The organism is Rhizobium sp. SRDI969 (genome assembly GCF_025152725.1).
GTDB lineage: Bacteria > Pseudomonadota > Alphaproteobacteria > Rhizobiales > Rhizobiaceae > Rhizobium > Rhizobium leguminosarum_I.
In genome coordinates this window covers 268726-287196 of sequence record NZ_CP104036.1, presented here as the reverse complement: position 1 = coordinate 287196, position 18471 = coordinate 268726, and the positions used below count along the sequence as shown (strand labels likewise).

Genomic DNA, 18471 nt, shown 5'->3' with positions numbered 1-18471 from the left:
CCAGCCTGATCCTGGATGTGACTGGCACTTGCTACGTCATTGAGCGCAATTGGCAGATTTCGACGCGCCCAAGCGGTCCGTGAGGATGAGGTTTGCGGGAACATTGCGCGAATTTGTTGCGGCTAGCCAGCGCTCAGTCGAAAAATAGGTCTTCGTCCTCACCTGCGGACCTGACGTCGCCTTAAGACCAAGCACAAAATTGAAGTTATTTCCGGCTTCGCGCGTGAAGCTGAGATAGGAGCCAAATCGTTCGTATTCGACGTTTCGAAGGTCTTGGATCGACGCAAGAGTATCCTCGAAATCATGCCAGCACGCCTGCTTCACAATGATCTCGAATATGCGCAGGACCGCCGGGGCGAGACGTCCCTGGGCGTCGGTCGACGGCCCAATGATCTTGGCGCGGATCTCAAGAATATTGCCCATTTCATCTCCACGAACCTTAAGGAAGGTTGAACTGGTGGGACGCACCTCGTCCCGTTCGTAGATGCGCTGAAAATAACATTCATAGCTGCGATTGCGCATCGATGCGGCTTTCCACTCGCTCATCTCGATGCCGGCCTCTCGAAGAGCGCCGCACATATTCCGCCCCGAGACCCGCCACACCCGCATAAACTGACTTGCCAGCTCCAGCTTCGGGACTTCGATCAGCTGCAGCGATATCGTCGTCGACAGGAGGGGAGAAGGAACCGCAGGATCCGGGCGAGCGGCTGTGTGAGATGATCGTGCAGCCTTATCGCGAGCGGCATTTTCAACGAGCCCGACATCTTCTAGGTGGTGGATTTCATCGTAAAAAACAACGATGCCCGCAAGAAGCAAAATTGAGATCAAAAGCCCTGGCCAAAGGAGGGACCGGCGGTTCCTCGGCATTGGGAAAATCCGCTGCCAACGGGAACTTTCGCGACGAGGATCGACTGCTGATGGCACTTTATCCACGGCGCGACCTCACAAGCAAATAGGAGCGGCTGCGAGTTCGAACTCAATCAATCTCGATCCCATTTGCGATCAACCGGTGTCGGTCGGGGCACGGACCAAGCAACCCTGCTGACGCCTCCCTCTGAGATGAGCAACGGATGCGAAAAACGGTACAGTCTGTCCGACTCACCTTCGACCCAGTAATTGTGAAGTGGCGTGTATGGAGCGTCAAGCAGCAACGCTAGTTGATGGCGCTCATTCCCTAATATCCCGCGGCGGCTTTGCAATGTCGGCAGCACCGGAGCGCGTTTCAAAAGAACGAACGCACGGGTTAATCTGTGAGCAGACGACAGCCTTAGACAATGCTTTGAAGCAATGCTGTCATGCCGTCATTTGACGCGCTTGGCGCCAGGCCTCATAACGCTCTAGGGTCTGCTGGTTTGGCGGGTATACGCCTAAGGTCGATTTGCCTGACTCGATTTCCAGCTTGAGAAACTCTTCCTGCTCCTCCATCGCGACAGCTTCTTCGGCAATGTCATCGACATATTCCCGCGGAATAACGATCACCGCTTCGCTGTCGCCAAAGATGATGTCATCGGGATAAACGGCGACGCCGCCGCAGGCGATTGGCTGATTCATGTCTGAGGCATGGTGGGCAACCAGGTTCGCCGGCGCAGCCGGTCCCATGCAGTAAGTCGGGAGCCCCAGCTGCGCGACATCGGCCGTATCGCGGACGCCGCCGTCGAGCACGAGACCGGCGGCGCCACGATAGACGAGACGACGGGCGAGCATGGCGCCGATGCCGGCGACTTCCGCCAAGGAGCGGCAATCGAAGACGAGGACATGGCCGTCGGGGATCGTGTCGATGGCCTTGCGTTGTTGATTGGATGGATCCGAACTATAAGTCGAACCGTCGATATCTTCCCGTGCGGGGATATAGCGTACAGTGACCGCTGGGCCGATCATCGGCCTGCCGGCGTTCGCCAGCGGCCGCACGCCGCGAACCGCGGTATTCTTCAGGCCACGCTTCAGCAACAGAGTGCTGAGACTTGCAGAATTCGTCCGCAAAAGCTTTGCGTAAACTGATGGGTCCAAAGCCGTCATGAGAACCTCCATTGTCCGGTTGAAGCTCTAGCATAACGAGAAGATAGTTCAATAACGAATTTTATATTTCTTATTTGGACAAAGGCTGCTTGCCATCGATCGCCTTTGTCAAGATGGCGGCACCCTCCACAACCTCGCGCTTGATTGCGCGCGCCCTGTCCGGCGTCGCTTCACCAATGAACGGGACGCTGATCGTCGCGACGAGTCGACCTTCGGAATCGAAGACGGGGGCGGCAAAGGCCCGGAGGCCAAGGTTGGATTCCTGATTGTCCTCGGCGCAGCCATTGCGCCGAATTTCAACGAGTGCCTCCTTCAGCGCCTCCGGATCGGTGATCGTGTATGGCGTCTTCGACTCCAGCCCGCCGCTGCAATAGGCCTCGATGTCACCGTAGTCCGAATAGGCAAGGGCGAGCTTGCCGGCGGCGCCGACATGTTTACGCGAGCGGCTGCCGACCTTGATGAAAAGCGAATAATCGCCGGGACTGCAGGCTGCAAATATCGTCGTCATCTCGTTGCCTTCGGGGGCGGCCAGCCGGAAGGATTCGAAAATGCGGTCAGCCGCAGCCGTCAGGATCGGCCTTGCCGCCTCGATTACCGTTGCCCTGTCGGCGCCGGGCGAGATGCGCCGCGCAAGCTCGACGAATTTTGGCCCCAGTTCATAGGACGCTCCACCATTCACCCGCGCTACAAGCCCATGCGCTGCCAATGAATTGAGGATCCGATAGACGGTCGAACGCGGAACTCCAAGCTGATCAACCAGCGCGGCCAGGGAAATTCCCGTCTTCGCATCGGCAACGGCCTCAAGCAGGTGGGCGGTCTTTTCGACGACGGGTGATCCATGTTTGGGTTCAATCATGAACTTTGAATTCCAAATGAGAATGTGATATTGACTTCGCCGGACCGAGCGGGCATGCTCAGTGGCGTGAGTGTCACATTTGACACTACGCGCTTGGCGGAGGAAGTAAAGCCATTGGATGCCCGCTCAGGCGGTGCGCAACCGCATGGTTTTCACACAGACGGCACCGCGATGGACGGGATGCCGCTCGTTTGGATCTGGAGGAGGGATTTCATGAAGAAGATGAAGGGTATTGGCGCGCTGAGCATGGGGTTGGCATTTCTGCTGGCTCCGGCCAGCGCAATTCGCGCCGACGCTGCCTCGGATAAGCTGACGGTGGTGGTGACCGACGAACCGAAATCGCTCGATCCCTGTGATACCGACCTTTCGGGCAATTCTCGCATTCTGCACAACAACATCACCGAAGCGCTCGTCAACCTGAGTCCGGCCGACGGATCGGTCGTCCCGAGCCTTGCCACCAGCTGGCGGCAAGTGGACGAACTGACCTGGGAATTCAAGCTTCGCGACGACGTCACCTTCCACGACGGCAAGGCCTTCGATGCCAATGCCGTCGTTGCCGCTCTCAAGCGGGCGCAGGATCCGGCACTGGCCTGCGAAGTCGGACTTGCGACGTTGAAGGGCGTCAAGTTCAATGCAGAAGCGGTGAGCCCGACCACCCTCCTCATCAAAACGGATATCGTCGAGCCGATCCTGCCGAACAAGATGTCCGCCGTGGACATCGGTTCGCCGGCGACCCCGAACGACGGCAAGTCGCGCTCCCCGGCCGGAACCGGACCTTACAAGCTTGCAGCGTGGACGCCCGGGCAATCGGTCGACCTCGTGGCCTATGACGCCTATTGGGGCGACAAGCCGGCGATCAAGAACGCAACCATCATCTGGCGCGCCGAATCCGCTGTTCGCGCGGCGATGGTCGCCACTGGGGAAGCGCAGATCGCCTATGAAATAGCGCCCCAGGACGGCACGACGGAACGGGATCATGCCTTCCCCAACGCCGAAACCTCGCTGCTGAGGATCGACGCGGAAATTCCGCCGCTCAACGACCAACGCGTGCGTGAAGCCCTTAATCTTGCGATCGACCGGGACGGCCTTGTCGGCACCATCTTCCACCAGGATGCCCAAAAGGCGATGCAGGCGGTGCCGCCGTCCGTCTTCGGCTTCAATCCCGACATCCCCGTCTGGACGTATGATCCCGAAAAAGCGAAGTCCCTGCTCGCCGCGGCGAAAGCCGATGGCGTGCCGGTCGACAAGGAAATCGTCATCTACGGCCGCATCGGCATCTATCCCAATTCGTCCGAAAGCCTGGAAGCCATTCAGGCGATGCTCGCGGATGCCGGCTTCAATGCCCGGCTCGAAATGCTTGAAACGAGCCCGTGGCTGAAGAAGCTGCTGAAACCTTGGGACAAGGAACGTCAGCCGTCGATCCTGCAGACGCAGATCGACAACACCGAAGGCGATGCCGTATTTACACTGCCGAACCGTTTTACCACCGACGGCAACCAGTCGACCATCGCCGATGCCAAACTCGACGCGATGATTGCCAACGCGTCGAAGGCAACCGGCGACGAACGCGAGAAACTGTTCGAGGACGCGTTCAGCTACATCGCCGTCGATGCGATCAATATCGTCCCGCTCTTCCACATGGTCACGATTGCCCGCGTCGCCGAGAACGTCACCTATACGCCCGATGTGCAGGCCGGCAACGAGATCAAGCTTAAATCGATCAGCTATCGCTGACCGCCCGGACTGGTCGCCGAACCTTGAGGAGAGCGGATGTCCTTCACCTACTTCCTGAGACGTGCGGCCTTTGCGGCACTCGCGCTTGCAGCATTGATGACATCCGCCTTCTTCCTGGTGCGGTTGACGGGCGATCCCGTCAATCTCTACCTGCCCGTCGATGCCTCGGATGCGGCCCGCGAAGCCATGCGCGTCCGTCTCGGCCTCGATCGTTCCCTCCCGTGGCTATTCCTCGATTGGGCCGGGGACATGCTGAGCCTCGATTTCGGCACGTCGCTTTGGCACAACCGCCCGGCCATGGATGTTGTCCTTGAGGCGTTGCCGAATACACTGGCGCTCGGCGCCATTGCCTTGACCCTGGCCTTTATCGCTGCCGTCATCATTGGATCGATTGCCGCTGTGAACGCCGGCGGCTGGATCGACCGGGCTATTAACGTGCTGTCGCAGGCAGCGGCCAGCGTGCCGGATTTCTGGCTCGGGCTGATGGGCGTCCTGCTGTTTGCCGTCACCTTGCGCATTCTGCCGACATCGGGTTTCGGCGGTCCGATCTATTGGATCCTGCCGGTTGCCTGTCTTTTTGCCAGACCGTTCGGGACGCTGGTGCAGATCGTCCGCGGCTCGATGATCGAAGCACTGAACGCGACATTTGTCCGGACTGCGCGGGCCAAGGGCGCGCGCGGCGGCCGGGTGACCTTCGTGCATGCGTTGCGCAATGCCCTCCTGCCCGCGGTGACGGTGACCGGAGACCTCGCCGCCCAGTTCGCCGGTGGCGGTGGCGTCGTCGAGGTTGTTTTCGGGTTTCCCGGCATCGGCAAGCTGCTGATCGACGGCATCCTGAAGCGCGATTTCGCGATCGTCCAGGCATCGATCTTCGCGGTCGCCGTCGTCATCTTCTTCATCAACATTCTGGTCGACATGCTCTATGCATCGATCGATCCGCGCGTGAGGGTCGAATGACCAGCACGTCCGTCGACGTCCTCCCTGCCGGCGAGCGCCGAAGCCGTCGCATCTTGTGGTTCGTGCGCGCGCTCGCGGGTGACCCGATGGCGATCGCTGCGATAATCTGGCTGCTGATCGTCGTCCTTGCCATCCTTGCGGATGCATCGTCGCTGCTAGGCGGAAACCGCATTTCGCTGAAGGCGCGCAACCTGCCGCCCTTCGATTTCGGCCAGTCCTGGACGTTGTGGCTGGGCGCCGACGCCCTTGGGCGCCCGCTCCTCGTTCGCCTCATGCAGGCGGCATCGACGACCATCGGCATAGCGCTTGTGACCGTTCTGACGAGCCTGATCGGCGGAACGCTGCTCGGCGTGATCGCGGGTTACTTCGGTGGCATCATCGGCAACCTTGTTATGCGGATATGCGACATCATCCTGGGTTTCCCCACGCTGCTGGTGGCGCTCTTCGGGCTCTACCTGTTCGGTCCGAGCGTCGGCAACCTGATCATCGTGCTCGCCGTTACCCGCACGCCTGCCTATATCCGCGTCGCAAGAGCCGAAACTCTGGAAGTCCGGGAGAGGCTTTTCGTTGATGCGGCGCGCGTCTTCGGCGGCGGGCCTGTCTGGATATTGCGCAATCACATTCTCCCAAGCGTCGCTCCCACGATGCTGACGCTCGCCTCGGTCAATCTCGCCGTGGTCATGCTGTTCGAATCCGGGCTGAGCTATCTCGGTCTCGGCATCCAGCCGCCTGCCGTGAGCTGGGGTCTGATGGTGGCGCAAGGCCAGGGATATCTGTCATCCGCCTGGTGGCTGGGCTTTTTCCCCGGTCTGGCTGTGATGCTCACGACCATGTCCTTCAATCTCCTCGCCAACTGGTTCCGGATCGTCAATGACCCGTCGCAGCACTGGCGTCTTGTCAGCCGGAGGCGCTGATGGCTCTTCTCGAAGTCAAGGACTTGCAGGTCAGTTTCGATACGGCCGCGGGCCGCATTCTGGCGCTCAACGGCGTTTCCTTTTCGCTCGAGCGTGGAGAGGTCCTGGCGCTTCTCGGCGAGAGCGGCTCCGGCAAGTCGGTGACCGCATCGGCCATCATGGATCTCGTTCCCAACCCGCCGGGCGAAATCAATCAAGGATCGATTCGATTCGACGGTGTCGAGCTGTTGCAGCTCTCGCGAAACGAGCGGCGCGATCTCTGCGGCGATCGGATCGCCCTGATCTTTCAGGATGCGCTCGCAGCGCTCAACCCGGTCTACTCCGTGGGCTGGCAGATCGCAGAAATGTTCCGCATCCACGGCCGCACTCCGAAAGGTGGTGTCGAAAAAGCCGTGATCGACCTTCTGACGGCCATCGGCATTCCCGACCCTGAAAGCCGTGCCAGGCAATATCCGCATGAGTTTTCGGGCGGCATGCGCCAACGCATCATGATCGCCATGGCCGTGGCACTGGAACCGGATGTCATCATCGCAGACGAGCCGACGACGGCGCTCGACGTCACGATCCAGGCGCAGGTGGTCGATCTTTTGGAGACGATCCGCAAACGCAGCGATGCCGGCATGATCTTCATCACCCATGATCTCGGCGTCGTCGCCGAACTCGCCGATCGCGTCGCCGTCATGTATGCCGGCCGCGTCGTGGAGACCGCAAGCGTCTTCGAACTGTTCGAAGATGCCCGCCATCCTTACAGCGTTGGATTGCTTGCCTCGCAGCCGCGCATGGACACGGATGAAGACGAATTGGTGCCGATCCCCGGCTCCGCACCCAATCCTGTCGCCCTGCCTTCCGGCTGCGCATTCAGAACGCGCTGTCCACGCGCCGAAGGGCTCTGTGCCGAGGTCGTCCCCTCTCTTGAAACCGTAGGGTCGGGCCGCCAGGCCGCCTGCCACTTCCCGGTATCACCAGTATGATCGAACCTCTGCTCAAGGTCCAAAACCTCTCCCGGCACTTCGGCAGCGCCTCGGCGCCGGTGCGTGCCGTCGACGATGTCAGCTTCGAGATTGCCAAGGGAGAGACGCTCGGCCTCGTCGGCGAAAGTGGTTGCGGCAAAACCTCGCTGGTTCGGACGCTCTTGAAGCTTGGACCGGCGACAAGCGGCAGCGCTTTGCTTGACGGTGTGGACATTACGACAGCCAGTGGCCGGCGGCTGCATGAATTGCGCCGCAAGATGCAGGTCGTTTTCCAGGACCCCTACCAGTCGCTCAATCCCCGCATGCGGGTCGATCGGCTGATTTCCGAACCCTGGGCGTTGCAGCCGGGGGTCGTGCCCAAGAGCAACTGGCGTGAAGAGACGGTCAAGCTGCTCGAATCCGTCGGGCTGCGCGCCGAGCATGCGGACCGTTATCCCTCTGAATTTTCAGGCGGCCAGCGGCAGCGCCTTGGCATTGCCCGCGCTCTCGCGCTTAATCCGACACTTCTTGTCTGCGACGAGCCTGTCTCGGCCCTCGACGTCTCGGTCCAGGCGCAGGTGATCAACCTGCTGGCCGGATTGAGGCGCGAGCGCAATCTGGCGATGCTGTTCGTCGCGCATGATCTCGCCGTCGTGCGGCATGTCTCGGATCGTGTGATGGTCATGTATCTCGGCAAGATCATCGAAACGGGGCCGAAGCAATCGATCTTCAGCGCGGCGGCTCATCCCTACACGCAGGCCCTGATGTCGGCGGTCCCGACACCCGATCCGAGGCGTCGCGCGCAGCGCAAGCGCATCGTTCTGCAGGGCGATCTGCCGAGCCCCGCCAATCCGCCCAGCGGATGCCGTTTTCGAACGCGTTGCTGGAAAGCGACGTCGATCTGCGCAGAACAGGAACCTGCCCTGACCGCGCGAACGGCGGCCCCTGGTCTTCTGACCGCCTGTCATCACCCCGCCTGATTCGGACACTGCATGAGTTCCCTCGCCTTGAAGGGAGCTGAACCCAGGCCCATTATGCCAAGGTGATCGCAAAGCTGCGCGCACCGTTGCGCCGGTCAACGACGATTATTTTCCGTTCGTGTTTCCCGGTTCTTTCGTGGCTGCCCTTAGCACGCCTTCCTGCAGACCCGCCTCGTCGGCAAGAATGGCGACGGTCTCGTCCAGCAAGACGTCTTTTGCATTCTTGCGAGCATTTTCAATGGCAATATCAGCACTTAGGCTGCGCTCGCCAGCCTCCAGGCCATCATCTCCAAGATCCTCGCCATCCCCTGCTTCCGCTCGATCCTTAAACCGTTTCTCGCGAGCAGCCGCTTCTTTGCGGCGTTCGGCCTCATTGAGGGAAACAATTCCTTTCTCGCGCTGCGCCTTGAGGTCGGCAATGTCTTTTAGCAGGCGTTGGAAGTCCGGATTGCTCTCAACCCGCGCATCATGGCGGCTTTTCAATGTCGGCAGCAACGTCGTGATTGTATCGGCGGGCGTGTAGTTCGCGGGCTTGATCTCAGCCCACGGCAGGGCATTGTCATAGCTGGTCTCGCCGAAACTTGTCGGATCGGAAAGTCCTGGCAGACTGATATCTGGCGTCACGCCGTGCAACTGCGTCGTACCACCGTTGACCCGGAAAAACTGGGCAATTGTCACTTTCAGCTCCCCGAACTCGGGTTTGCTGTTGCGAACAATCTGGTCAAGATCGACGACCGTTTGAACGGTGCCTTTCCCGAAACTGGGTTCGCCGACGATCACGCCGCGACCATAATCCTGGATTGCCGCGGCAAAAATCTCCGAAGCCGAGGCCGAGCCGCGATTGATCAGGACACCCATCGGGCCCGTCCAGACAGGCGCTGCAAACTCAGCGCTTTTGACCTCGATCTTGCCATTGCTGCCACGTTGCTGAACGACCGGGCCACTGCCGATGAACAGACCGGTCAAATCAATCGCCTCGTCCAATGAACCGCCGCCATTGTTACGCAGGTCGATGAGCACGCTGTCGACCTTTTCTTGCTTCAGTTCGTCGAGAAGCTTGGCGACATCGCGGCTTGCACTTTTGTAATCCTGGTCCCCTTTGCCCTTGGCGTCGAAGTCCTCATAAAATACCGGCAGAGTGATGATCCCGATTTTACGCGTCGCGTCGCCCGCCTTAACGGACAGCACAGTCTTCCTGGCGGCCTGCTTGTCGAGACTGATTTTATCGCGGACCAGGCTGATGACCCGATGCGTGCCATCTGCTCCGGCATCTGCCGGCAGGATGTCCAGCCGCACGACGGAGTCTTTTTTCCCTCGTATCATCTGCACGACTTCATCAAGGCGCGTGCCCACCACTTCTTTGATCGCCCCATCCTTGCCTTGACCAACGCCGGTAATGCGGTCTCCGACCGCGAGCTTGCCGGACAGTTGCGCCGGCCCGCCAGGCACGAGTTCACGGATCGTCGTGTAGTCGTCGCGTTCCTGCAGTACAGCACCGATACCAAACAGCGAAAGCTTCATCGAGACATTGAAGTCGGCTGAAGCGGCCGCGCCGAAATAGTCGGTGTGCGGATCGATCGAGTTTGAATAGGCGTCCATGAACGACTGGAAAACGTCGTCGCTTTTAAACTTGTAAGCGCGCTCGAGCGTGTTTTCATAACGTTTGTCGAGCGTTTCGCGAATAGCCGCATCGGTTTTGCCGCCCAGCTTCAGCCGCAACCAGTCGCTCTTGACACGCTTGCGCCAGAGCTCATTGCTCTCGGCTTCCGACTGTGGCCACGGCGCTTTATCGCGCAGCACCGAATAATTTTCCTGCGCACTGAAATCGAAGCCCTGCTTGAGCAGGCCGCGCGCGTAGTTCATGCGGTCGACAACGCGCTGTTCATAGGCGTTGAAAATCCTAAATGGGATCTTCAAGTCCTTCCGTTCTATCGCATCGTCGATCTCGCTGCGGTCAGCCATGAACCTGTCGATATCAGTCTGCAGGAATAGCATGCGGTCCGGATCAAGTGACTTGATGAACGCATCCATGATCCTGGCCGACAGGGCGTCGTCAAGTGGAACGGGCTTGTAGCTATACCGCGAAAGAAATTGTGCGCTCAACTCTGCGGCTTGTGCCTGTCGCTTCAGCGGCGCCAAAACAGGCGGTGATGCGACTTCAGCATATGCGGACTGTGCAATTGCGAGAAATGCACCAAGGAAAACGTAGGCTATGCGCATTCAGCGTTGATCCAATTCTTAATGCCGAGTGTCGATATGCGATCTATGTGACGCAATCATGGTTTTTTGGCAACCAAGTGGCAAACGACATAGTTTGCAAAGCCGCGGAAACATACCCAGCGCGTGATCGGCGTCTCCGGAGCCGGCGCTCAATCAGCCTGGACTTCCCGCCAGGAATCGAATGTCGCAGCTTGACCGCGACGGCATCCGTTGCGGTCGACGAGATTCCAGACGACGGCTTTCTCGATGTAGAAACGCCGCCCTGACTTGGCGATGCGAAGTCCGCGATAGTCGGCGATAAAGCCATTCGTTGTTACGGCGTTCAACAAGCTCTCACGTTCGGCGCGATCGGGCGCCTCCGCCGACAGACGGGATGGCAAAGTGATGAACTCGTCCCATGAATATTCAAAACAGGCCTGGGCCGCGCGGTTTGCGTAGATAAAGCGCGGATCGGCGTCTGTGTTGTGGGCAAGGACAACTGCCGGCGACTGGTCGTAGAGCCATTCAGCACCCTCGCCTTCCGGCGCCAGACGGCGTCCCACACTTCGTTCGAAGCTTTCCGCCATCAGTGCGTAAAATTCGAGATCGTAAGACAAGTCGAGTCCGGCGTCGTTATAATCGGCAATCATCCTGCGCATCCTGGATTGCGGCGAGAGATCCTCACTTCAAGGGCCTACAAAATCCTTTTGCGCTGCAGAAAATGCAAGCTTCAAATGCGACGCTGTAAAGCAGGGCGACCAAGACTTCAGTCGTCGTCCTGGAGGTAGCGTTCCGTAAGCCTTGCCCACATGGCCGCGCCAACCGTCAGGCTGGCATCGGCGAAGTCATATTTGGGGCTATGCAGGATGGCGGAATTCATACCGTTGCCGAGACGCAGGAAACTGCCCGGCTTGTGCTCGAGAAAGTGTGCGAAATCCTCGCTGCCGGGGATGAGCGGGCAAGTCGCGACCTTGTCTTCGCCGACCAGTTCCGCCGCCACGATCCGGGCGAAATCCGTCTCGGCACGCGAGTTGACGACCACAGGATTGCCGCGATCGTAGTCGATCTCGATCACAGCATCGTGACCCTCGGCCACAGAGCGGGCGAGCTTGGTGATGCGCTCCTGCAGGAGATCGCGAATGCGGGGCTCGAAGGAGCGCACGCTCAATGCGAGCTTGGCATATTCCGGAATGACGTTGACGGCATCGCCGGCATGGATGGTGCCGACGGTGATGACCGCCGTCTGGGTCGGATCGAGGTTGCGCGAGATGATCGTCTGTAGCGAGACGACCAGGTTGCAGGCCACGACCACGGGATCGATGGTCAGGTGCGGCCGTGAGGCATGACCGCCTTTGCCCTTGATAGTCATCTCGACGGTATCCGATGCCGCCATCATCGGGCCGGATCGCAGCAGGATGGTGCCTTCGGGAGCGCCGGGGTGGTTGTGGAGGCCAAAGATTGCGTCGAACGGAAACCGCTCGAACAGTCCGTCGGCGATCATCGCCTGGGCGCCGCTATTCTTGCCCGCCTCTTCCGCCGGCTGGAAGATCAGCGTCACCGTGCCGCTGAAGCGACGGGTGCGGGCGAGATACTCGGCCGCGCCGAGCAGCACGGTCGTGTGGCCGTCATGGCCGCAGGCATGCATCTTGCCGGGAGTGCTGCTGGCATAGGGTAGTCCGGTTTCCTCGATGATCGGCAGTGCATCCATATCGGCGCGGATGGCGATGCCTTTGCCACCCCTGCCGGCGCTGAGCCGGGCGACAACGCCGTGACCGCCGACATTGCGGGTCACTTGATAACCCCATCCTTCCAGCTTTTCGGCGACGTAACGCGCCGTCTCCGCCTCTTCGAAAGAGAGTTCCGGATGGGCATGCAGGTAGTGACGGGTCGCCCTCAGCTCCGCCTCCGTGGCTTCGAAATCGGAGAGGCGGGCATAGGCATTGTCGAGCGTGGGCATGAAAACATCCAGTCTTGATCGAAAAGAACCATTGCTCCGGCCCGGGGGTCGAAGCAGAAGCTGACACCAGTCAGAGAAAACGGGCGAGAAACGCCTGAGTTCGGGGATGTTGCGGATCGCCGATGACATCCTCGGGCTTGCCCATTTCGACGACATTGCCGCCATCCATGAACACCACACGATCGGCCGCTTCGCGGGCGAAGCCGATCTCGTGGGTCACGACGATCATGGTCAGGCCCTGCTTGGCCAGATCACGCATGGTGGAAAGAACTTCGCCGACGAGTTCAGGGTCGAGCGCCGAGGTCGGCTCATCGAACAGCATCAGCTTGGGCTTGATCGCCAAGGCACGGGCGATGGCGACGCGCTGCTGCTGACCTCCGGAGAGCTGGCGGGGATAACTGCCCGCCTTTTCCGACAGCCCCACCCGTTCCAGAAGCCGCATGGCGTTCTCGGTCGCGGCCTTGCGGCTTTCTCCGTGAACGCCGACCGGGGCCTCGATAATGTTCTGCAGCACCGTCATATGCGGATAGAGGTTGAACTGTTGGAACACCATGCCGATCTTGCGCCGCTGGTGGGCGATCCCATTGCTCGACAGCTTTTCCAGCCGGTCCTTGCGGAGGCGATAACCGATCTGTTCGCCATCGACTTCGATGAACCCCTTATTGATCGCTTCGAGGTGGTTGATGCAGCGCAGGAAGGTAGACTTTCCCGACCCGGACGGGCCGAGCACCACGACGACTTCACCCGGCATGACGTCAAGGTCGATCCCCTTCAGCACTTCGAGCTGGTCGAAGGATTTGTGGACGTTGCGGGCTCTGACGAGAGGTTTTGCGGTCTCGGCGGCGATCAATGGTTTGCCTCCTGGACAACGGCCTCGGGCTTTGCGGCAGCGACACTATTGCGCCGTTCGCTGCGGCCGTAATAGGCCTCGATATAGCTCTGGCCGAGATTGAGGATCGAGGTGATAAGCAAGTACCAGAGGACTGCGACAAGCAGCATCGGTACGATCTCGAAGGTGCGATTGTAGATCGACTGAACGGAATAGAGCAGATCGGCCATGGCGATGACGCTGACGAGCGACGTTGCCTTGATCATGCTGATCAGCTGGTTGCCGGTCGGCGGTACGATCGAGCGCATCGCCTGTGGAATGATGATCCGCCACAGCGCCCTCGCCTTGGTCATGCCGAAGGCTTCCGCCGTCTCGAACTGGCCGCGATCGACCGAGAGCAGGCCGCCGCGAATGATTTCGGCCATGTAGGCCGCTTCGTTCAAGGCCAGGCCGACGATTGCCGCTGTCATCGGCGTGATCACCGAATTGGTCTCCCAACTTGCGAGCGTCGGACCGAACGGAATGGCGATCGAAAGTTCGGGGAAAAGGGTCGAGAGATTGTACCAGAAGATCAACTGCACCAGGAGCGGCGTGCCGCGGAAAAACCAGATGAACAGCGATGCCAGCGAACGTGCGAGCCGGTCATTCGACAGCCGGGCGATTGCCAGTCCGAGGCCGAGCACGATGCCGATGGCCATCGCAACCATCGTCAGGCCCAGGCTGACGTAAAGGCCACTGATGACAGTCGGATCGAAGAAATAGGCCGCGACAACAGGCCAGCCGAAATTCTCATTATGGGCGACGATCCACAGGAAGTTTGCGGCAATCAGGAGCACGATCACCCACAGGAGGAGCCGGACCGTTTGAAAGGGCTTGTGGGCGTGGGCAACATCCCGGAAGTCCGCACCGCCATGCGGCGGTGCGGCAGTCGTGCGGTTATTGTTCATTTCGGCAGGGCTCCACCAAGATTGAGGCCGGGCTGCTTGATCATGTTGTTCTCAAGACCCCACTTCTTCATGATGGCGGCGTAGGCGCCGTTATCCATCAACGCCTTGATCGAGTCGAGCAGAACGGGGCCGAGCGGCGAGCCTTTCGGCACGACGGCGCCCTGATAGAGATCGTCGAAGCCATTCTTCTGGCCGACGCCGCTCAGTTCCAGCTGGCCGTTTGCCTGAGACACGAAATAGGTCAACGGTGCCTGCGAGGAGAAGAAGGCATCGGCGCGTTTGGAGCGGACCGCCAGGATCGAGCTCGGCTGGTCGGTGTAGGATTGCACTTCGGGCGCAGGCTTGCCGTTTGCCTTGCACTTTTCGACTTGGGCCTGGATCACTTTTTCGGCGGAGCCGCCAGCCATGACGGCGATGCGGTTGCCGCAGGCGCTGTCGAGCGAGCCGATGGCCTTCGGATTGCCTTTCTGAACGGAGAAGACCACGAACTCCTGAACCCAATCGACGAAATCATTAGCCTCCTCACGGGTCTTGAAGTCACCGATCGGACCGAAGGCGAACTGGTAACGGCCGGAATTGATGCCGGCGAGCAATGCGGTCAGTCCGCTGACGGTTTCATGCTCGATCTCGACGCCGAGCATCTGGCCGATCGCATCAGTCAGGTCGGCGCTGGCACCGCTCAATTTCGTGCCGGTGACGATCTCATAGGGAGGAAAGGAACCATTGTTGACGGAAATCATCTTGCCGTCGGTGCGGATCTTCTCCGGCAGGCGGGCCCGAAGCGCGTCATTGACGATCTGCTTTGGTACGGCGGTTTCCTCAGCGAAGACCAACGTCGTCATCATCAGACCCAGCAGGGTGGCGGAAGCGATCAGTTTCGAATGCATGTCATTCCCCTTTTTTGGTTTACGAAATGGTGATTCAACGATGAGACCTGAAGAGCTTCACCGGGCATGGTTCACTGGGCCTTGGCGTGCCACGGAAACAGCTCGGCGGGCGTCAAAAGGCGCGGCATGACCTTCTGTTCGTAAAGTTCCTCGGCAAAATCGGCGATCATTGCCTCGTTCGCTGCAAGCCCGCTGACGTTCCAGCTTGGCGGCAGGTCGGCCGCGCAGCGGCGCAGTTCGTCGATCATCCAGGGCGTGGTGTCGGCATATTTCTCGCGCTTTTCCAGCCACAGACGCTGTGACTCGTCGATCAACTCGCTGAGTTCATCCATGATCCAAGGATGCTCCTTGACGATATCAGCCTTGAAGCCGATCAGATGCATGCCCGGGATATAACCAACCTCATTGAGGTAAGCGACTTCGGCGGCGCGGAAATCATCCAGCAGCTGACGCAGAGGCGATTCCTGGTCGAAGAAACCCTTCGGCATGAAAGGCGTGAACACGGCATCGAGCCCGCCATCCAGCAAGAGATCGACCATGGGACGTTCGCCGGGGGCAGCCTCGATGCGGCCGGGCCGTCCGAAACCATCGAGCCGATCCACGATCGGATGAGCCTCGGTCAGGCGTCCGGCATACCACATCGCATCCTCGACGCCGACGCCCTCCCGGCGCAACGCAGCGCGGGTCCAGGTATTTCCGGAATCGCGCCAGCCGGTCACGCCGATGTTCTTGCCGGCCAGATCGGACAGCGTACGGAGCGGACTGCCCTTGGCGGTGATGATGCAGCGATGACGGAAGCCGCGCATGATGAAGTTCGGCATGCCCAGAACCCGATCATCGCCATCATGACGCATCTGCGAATAGCGGCTGAAGGACATTTCCGCGGCGTCATGCGCCTCATCATCAGCGAGGCTGGACACCAGCGTGCCCACCCGATCCACTTTGATATCGAGACGGGACGAACTGACGTCACCGAGCACGAGCGGTGTCATGTAATCCCAATCTCTCAGGGCGATGCGAAGCGGCAGAGGCATGCAAAAAAACTCGCTGAAATGGCTCGACGAGGGGCAAATTAAATGTTCAAAGTAGAGAGTACAAATGTTATTACGTTATTGAACATTTAAAGTGAGAGAAAAATGGACGACACGGTCGAGGCCTCCTGGTTTGCCGAAAAAATAGCCGACCGCAGCATCCGGGGGATCGCTCTCGAAACGAGCGCGCTGATCCGTGCCGGTGTCCTGCCCATTGGGACGCGCCTGCCGGCAATCCGCGATATCGCTTACGAATTGCATGTCAGTCCGGCAACGATCTCCGAAGCCTGGAGCGAATTGCGGCGGCAGAAGATCATCAGCGGCCGGGGGCGCAACGGCACCTGGGTCAGCGGCGACCGCTTTGTCGCCAAGCCGGAACGCCTCGCCAGCTCGGGAAACTATAGGGCAGGTGTGCTCGACCTTACCTTAGCCGGGCCTGATGCAGCACTTCTTCCGCGCCTCGCCGACGCAATGGCCTATGGCGCGTCTGTCGATGATCTCAACAGCTATGAGCGCAGCCGGATCGTCCCTGAGTTGAAGGATGCCATTTCCAAGCGATGGCCCTATGGGGCTGAAGCCTTTCTCGCCACCAATGGCGGTTACAACGCTGTCTATACGATATTGCATGCGCTGGTCTCCCCGGGCTCGTCGGTCGCGATCGAACATCCCACAGCCATGCGACTGCTCGATATTCTCGAAGATCTCGGCGTGAAAATCATCCCTGTCGCGTGCGACGGCGAAGGCCCCCTGCCGGATTCGCTGCGCGACGCATTGCGGCAACGTCCGGCGGCTTTCCTGTTCCAGCCGCGGCTGCACTCGGTGACCGGCGTTGCGGTCAGTTCATCCCGCCTCGATCAGCTAGGAGATGTGCTGGAAGACAGCGATACGCTTATCATCGAGGATGACGGCGTCGGCGACGTGTCGGCGGCAAATCCGCAGTCGCTCGGTGGCCGATTTGCGGAGCGGACGATCCATATCCTCTCCCTCTCGAAAAGCCTCGGCCCGGATCTGCGTCTCGCGGTTCTGTCGAGTTCCGCGCCGATCGTCGACGAGATCCAGTCTTACCGTTCCTTCAGCGCCGGCTGGACCAGCCGTATCCTGCAAGGTGCCGCCGCCTGGCTGCTACGCGATCCGGCAACTTGGCAGCTTATCGGCGAGGCGCGCGAGATCTATCAGCAGAGGCGGGACGCCCTTGCCGATGCGCTCAGCGAACGGGGAATACCGATACCGGCGGGCCAGGGCCTGTGCCTCTGGGTGCCCGTCGTCTCCGAACCATTCGCGATGGTGACGCTTGCTGCGCGCAATATCGCCGTCAACCCGGGCAGCAAATTCTCCGTCTTGCCAAGCAGTCATATTCGAGTGGCGACCAGCACGCTCAGCCATCGCTATCAGGAAGCCGCCGATGCGATCGCGCTGGCTCATACGCCTTGAAAAGCAGGGGCCGCAGCCCAAGTCTCTGGTCCCCAGCCATTCCACCCAAGTCCAGAGCTACTTTCCCTCAAGCCACTCCTGCAGCTCTGCCTCAGCCCGCTCCAGAGCGCTGTAATTCAGGAGTTTGCGCAGGAAAGCGACCGTGACGGCGCGGGCGCGGAGATTGAAGCGGCCATCCTCGTGGTCGTCGCCGGCGCTCTGGTAGACGTCGAGCTTGTCGTAGAGCTGCTGCAGTCGGTTCTGAACGCTGCGCAGCGACAGGCCCCGACGTTTGGCGATGGCCCGGTCGGTGAGGCCGAGAGCGATATCGACGAGGATCTCGTATTCGGAATCGGTGAAGCCGTTCGTCTGGCCGAGGCTCTTCTGCTGCAGGCCCCGCACCTCGCGATCGATGACGCACTGGCTCTCGATGAAGATCGAGCGCAGCGCAAGCTTCAGCCGCTCGTCGGAGGCGGATTTCAGCACATAGCCATAGGCGGCGCCGTCCGGCACGATGCGGGAAACGCCGCGCACATAGGCCTCGTCCGAATAATTCGACCAGAACAGAATGCGAGTCTCCGGCCGCTCCTTCCAGATGGTGCGCGCCGCTTCGATGCCGTTGCGGCTCGCCATCTGCAGGTCCATGACGATATGCGCCGACTTGTGGTCGCGGGCGAGCTTCTCGCCGACGGTTCCGTTCTCCGCCTCGATCACCGTGTCGCATTCCGGCAGAGCCGCGTTGACCGCCTCGTGCAGATAGGATCGGTGCAGCGGGTCATCCTCGACGATCAGAACCTTCATCAT

Annotated in this window: 17 protein-coding genes; 6 read left to right on the top strand and 11 right to left on the bottom strand. The window is 60.1% G+C overall.

The window, feature by feature from the left end:
- Window positions 1-36: 36 nt before the first annotated feature.
- The 3 genes from N2A41_RS25520 to N2A41_RS25510 all read right to left on the bottom strand — a co-directional run bounded on the left by N2A41_RS25520 (window position 37) and on the right by N2A41_RS25510 (window position 2872).
- The gene (locus tag N2A41_RS25520) at window positions 37-867 is read right to left on the bottom strand and encodes a DUF6030 family protein (protein ID WP_260111439.1); all 831 of its coding nucleotides are present in this window, start codon (window positions 865-867) and stop codon (window positions 37-39) included.
- A 426-nt stretch (window positions 868-1293) separates the two neighbouring features.
- A complete protein-coding gene (locus tag N2A41_RS25515; protein ID WP_017967670.1) occupies window positions 1294-2016 on the bottom strand; it encodes a ribonuclease activity regulator RraA in 723 nt (240 codons plus the stop codon).
- 70 nt (window positions 2017-2086) lie between these two features.
- The gene (locus N2A41_RS25510; protein ID WP_222385897.1) at window positions 2087-2872 is read right to left on the bottom strand and encodes an IclR family transcriptional regulator; all 786 of its coding nucleotides are present in this window, start codon (window positions 2870-2872) and stop codon (window positions 2087-2089) included.
- 213 nt (window positions 2873-3085) lie between these two features.
- On the opposite strand from N2A41_RS25510, the gene N2A41_RS25505 reads away from it, so the two are divergent.
- Genes N2A41_RS25505 through N2A41_RS25485 form a run of 5 tightly spaced genes read left to right on the top strand, consistent with a single transcriptional unit; the run spans window position 3086 to window position 8407 of the window.
- On the top strand, window positions 3086-4606 hold the full coding sequence (locus N2A41_RS25505; protein WP_170259487.1) for an ABC transporter substrate-binding protein: 1521 nt from the start codon (window positions 3086-3088) through the stop codon (window positions 4604-4606).
- Between the two features lie 36 nt (window positions 4607-4642).
- Entirely contained in the window at window positions 4643-5563 is a 921-nt protein-coding gene (locus N2A41_RS25500; protein ID WP_260111407.1) for an ABC transporter permease, read from the top strand.
- Window positions 5560-6477, top strand: a complete 918-nt coding sequence (locus N2A41_RS25495) for an ABC transporter permease (protein ID WP_260111406.1) — start codon at window positions 5560-5562, stop codon at window positions 6475-6477. Before N2A41_RS25500 ends, N2A41_RS25495 begins: the two co-directional genes overlap by 4 nt.
- On the top strand, window positions 6477-7448 hold the full coding sequence (locus tag N2A41_RS25490; protein ID WP_222385895.1) for an ABC transporter ATP-binding protein: 972 nt from the start codon (window positions 6477-6479) through the stop codon (window positions 7446-7448). The genes N2A41_RS25495 and N2A41_RS25490 overlap by 1 nt, the downstream gene beginning before the upstream one ends.
- Entirely contained in the window at window positions 7445-8407 is a 963-nt protein-coding gene (locus N2A41_RS25485; protein WP_222385894.1) for an ABC transporter ATP-binding protein, read from the top strand. The genes N2A41_RS25490 and N2A41_RS25485 overlap by 4 nt, the downstream gene beginning before the upstream one ends.
- A 105-nt stretch (window positions 8408-8512) precedes the next feature.
- Here N2A41_RS25485 and N2A41_RS25480 read toward each other — a convergent pair whose 3' ends face one another.
- The 7 genes from N2A41_RS25480 to N2A41_RS25450 all read right to left on the bottom strand — a co-directional run bounded on the left by N2A41_RS25480 (window position 8513) and on the right by N2A41_RS25450 (window position 16260).
- Window positions 8513-10627 (bottom strand): carboxy terminal-processing peptidase, encoded by a 2115-nt coding sequence (locus N2A41_RS25480; RefSeq protein ID WP_222385893.1) that lies wholly within the window; start codon window positions 10625-10627, stop codon window positions 8513-8515.
- A gap of 149 nt (window positions 10628-10776) precedes the next feature.
- The gene (locus N2A41_RS25475; protein ID WP_260111405.1) at window positions 10777-11256 is read right to left on the bottom strand and encodes an MEKHLA domain-containing protein; all 480 of its coding nucleotides are present in this window, start codon (window positions 11254-11256) and stop codon (window positions 10777-10779) included.
- A 116-nt stretch (window positions 11257-11372) separates the two neighbouring features.
- Window positions 11373-12563, bottom strand: coding sequence for a M20 aminoacylase family protein (locus N2A41_RS25470; protein ID WP_222385891.1), 1191 nt, complete (start codon window positions 12561-12563; stop codon window positions 11373-11375).
- Between the two features lie 70 nt (window positions 12564-12633).
- Entirely contained in the window at window positions 12634-13413 is a 780-nt protein-coding gene (locus N2A41_RS25465) for an amino acid ABC transporter ATP-binding protein (protein ID WP_222385890.1), read from the bottom strand.
- A complete protein-coding gene (locus tag N2A41_RS25460) occupies window positions 13410-14339 on the bottom strand; it encodes an amino acid ABC transporter permease (RefSeq protein WP_222385889.1) in 930 nt (309 codons plus the stop codon). Before N2A41_RS25460 ends, N2A41_RS25465 begins: the two co-directional genes overlap by 4 nt.
- A complete protein-coding gene (locus N2A41_RS25455; RefSeq protein WP_222385888.1) occupies window positions 14336-15226 on the bottom strand; it encodes an ABC transporter substrate-binding protein in 891 nt (296 codons plus the stop codon). The genes N2A41_RS25460 and N2A41_RS25455 overlap by 4 nt, the downstream gene beginning before the upstream one ends.
- A 71-nt stretch (window positions 15227-15297) precedes the next feature.
- Window positions 15298-16260 carry a nitrate ABC transporter substrate-binding protein gene (locus N2A41_RS25450; RefSeq protein WP_222385887.1) on the bottom strand — a complete coding sequence of 321 codons (963 nt, stop codon included), beginning with the start codon at window positions 16258-16260 and terminating at the stop codon, window positions 15298-15300.
- A 102-nt stretch (window positions 16261-16362) separates the two neighbouring features.
- On the opposite strand from N2A41_RS25450, the gene N2A41_RS25445 reads away from it, so the two are divergent.
- Complete coding sequence (locus tag N2A41_RS25445; RefSeq protein WP_260111404.1) at window positions 16363-17688, top strand: aminotransferase-like domain-containing protein; 1326 nt, start codon at window positions 16363-16365, stop codon at window positions 17686-17688.
- A gap of 57 nt (window positions 17689-17745) precedes the next feature.
- On the opposite strand, the gene N2A41_RS25440 is transcribed toward N2A41_RS25445, so the two are convergent.
- Window positions 17746-18468: a response regulator transcription factor gene (locus tag N2A41_RS25440; protein ID WP_260111438.1), complete on the bottom strand. Its 723-nt coding sequence runs from the start codon at window positions 18466-18468 to the stop codon at window positions 17746-17748.
- Window positions 18469-18471 lie beyond the last annotated feature (3 nt).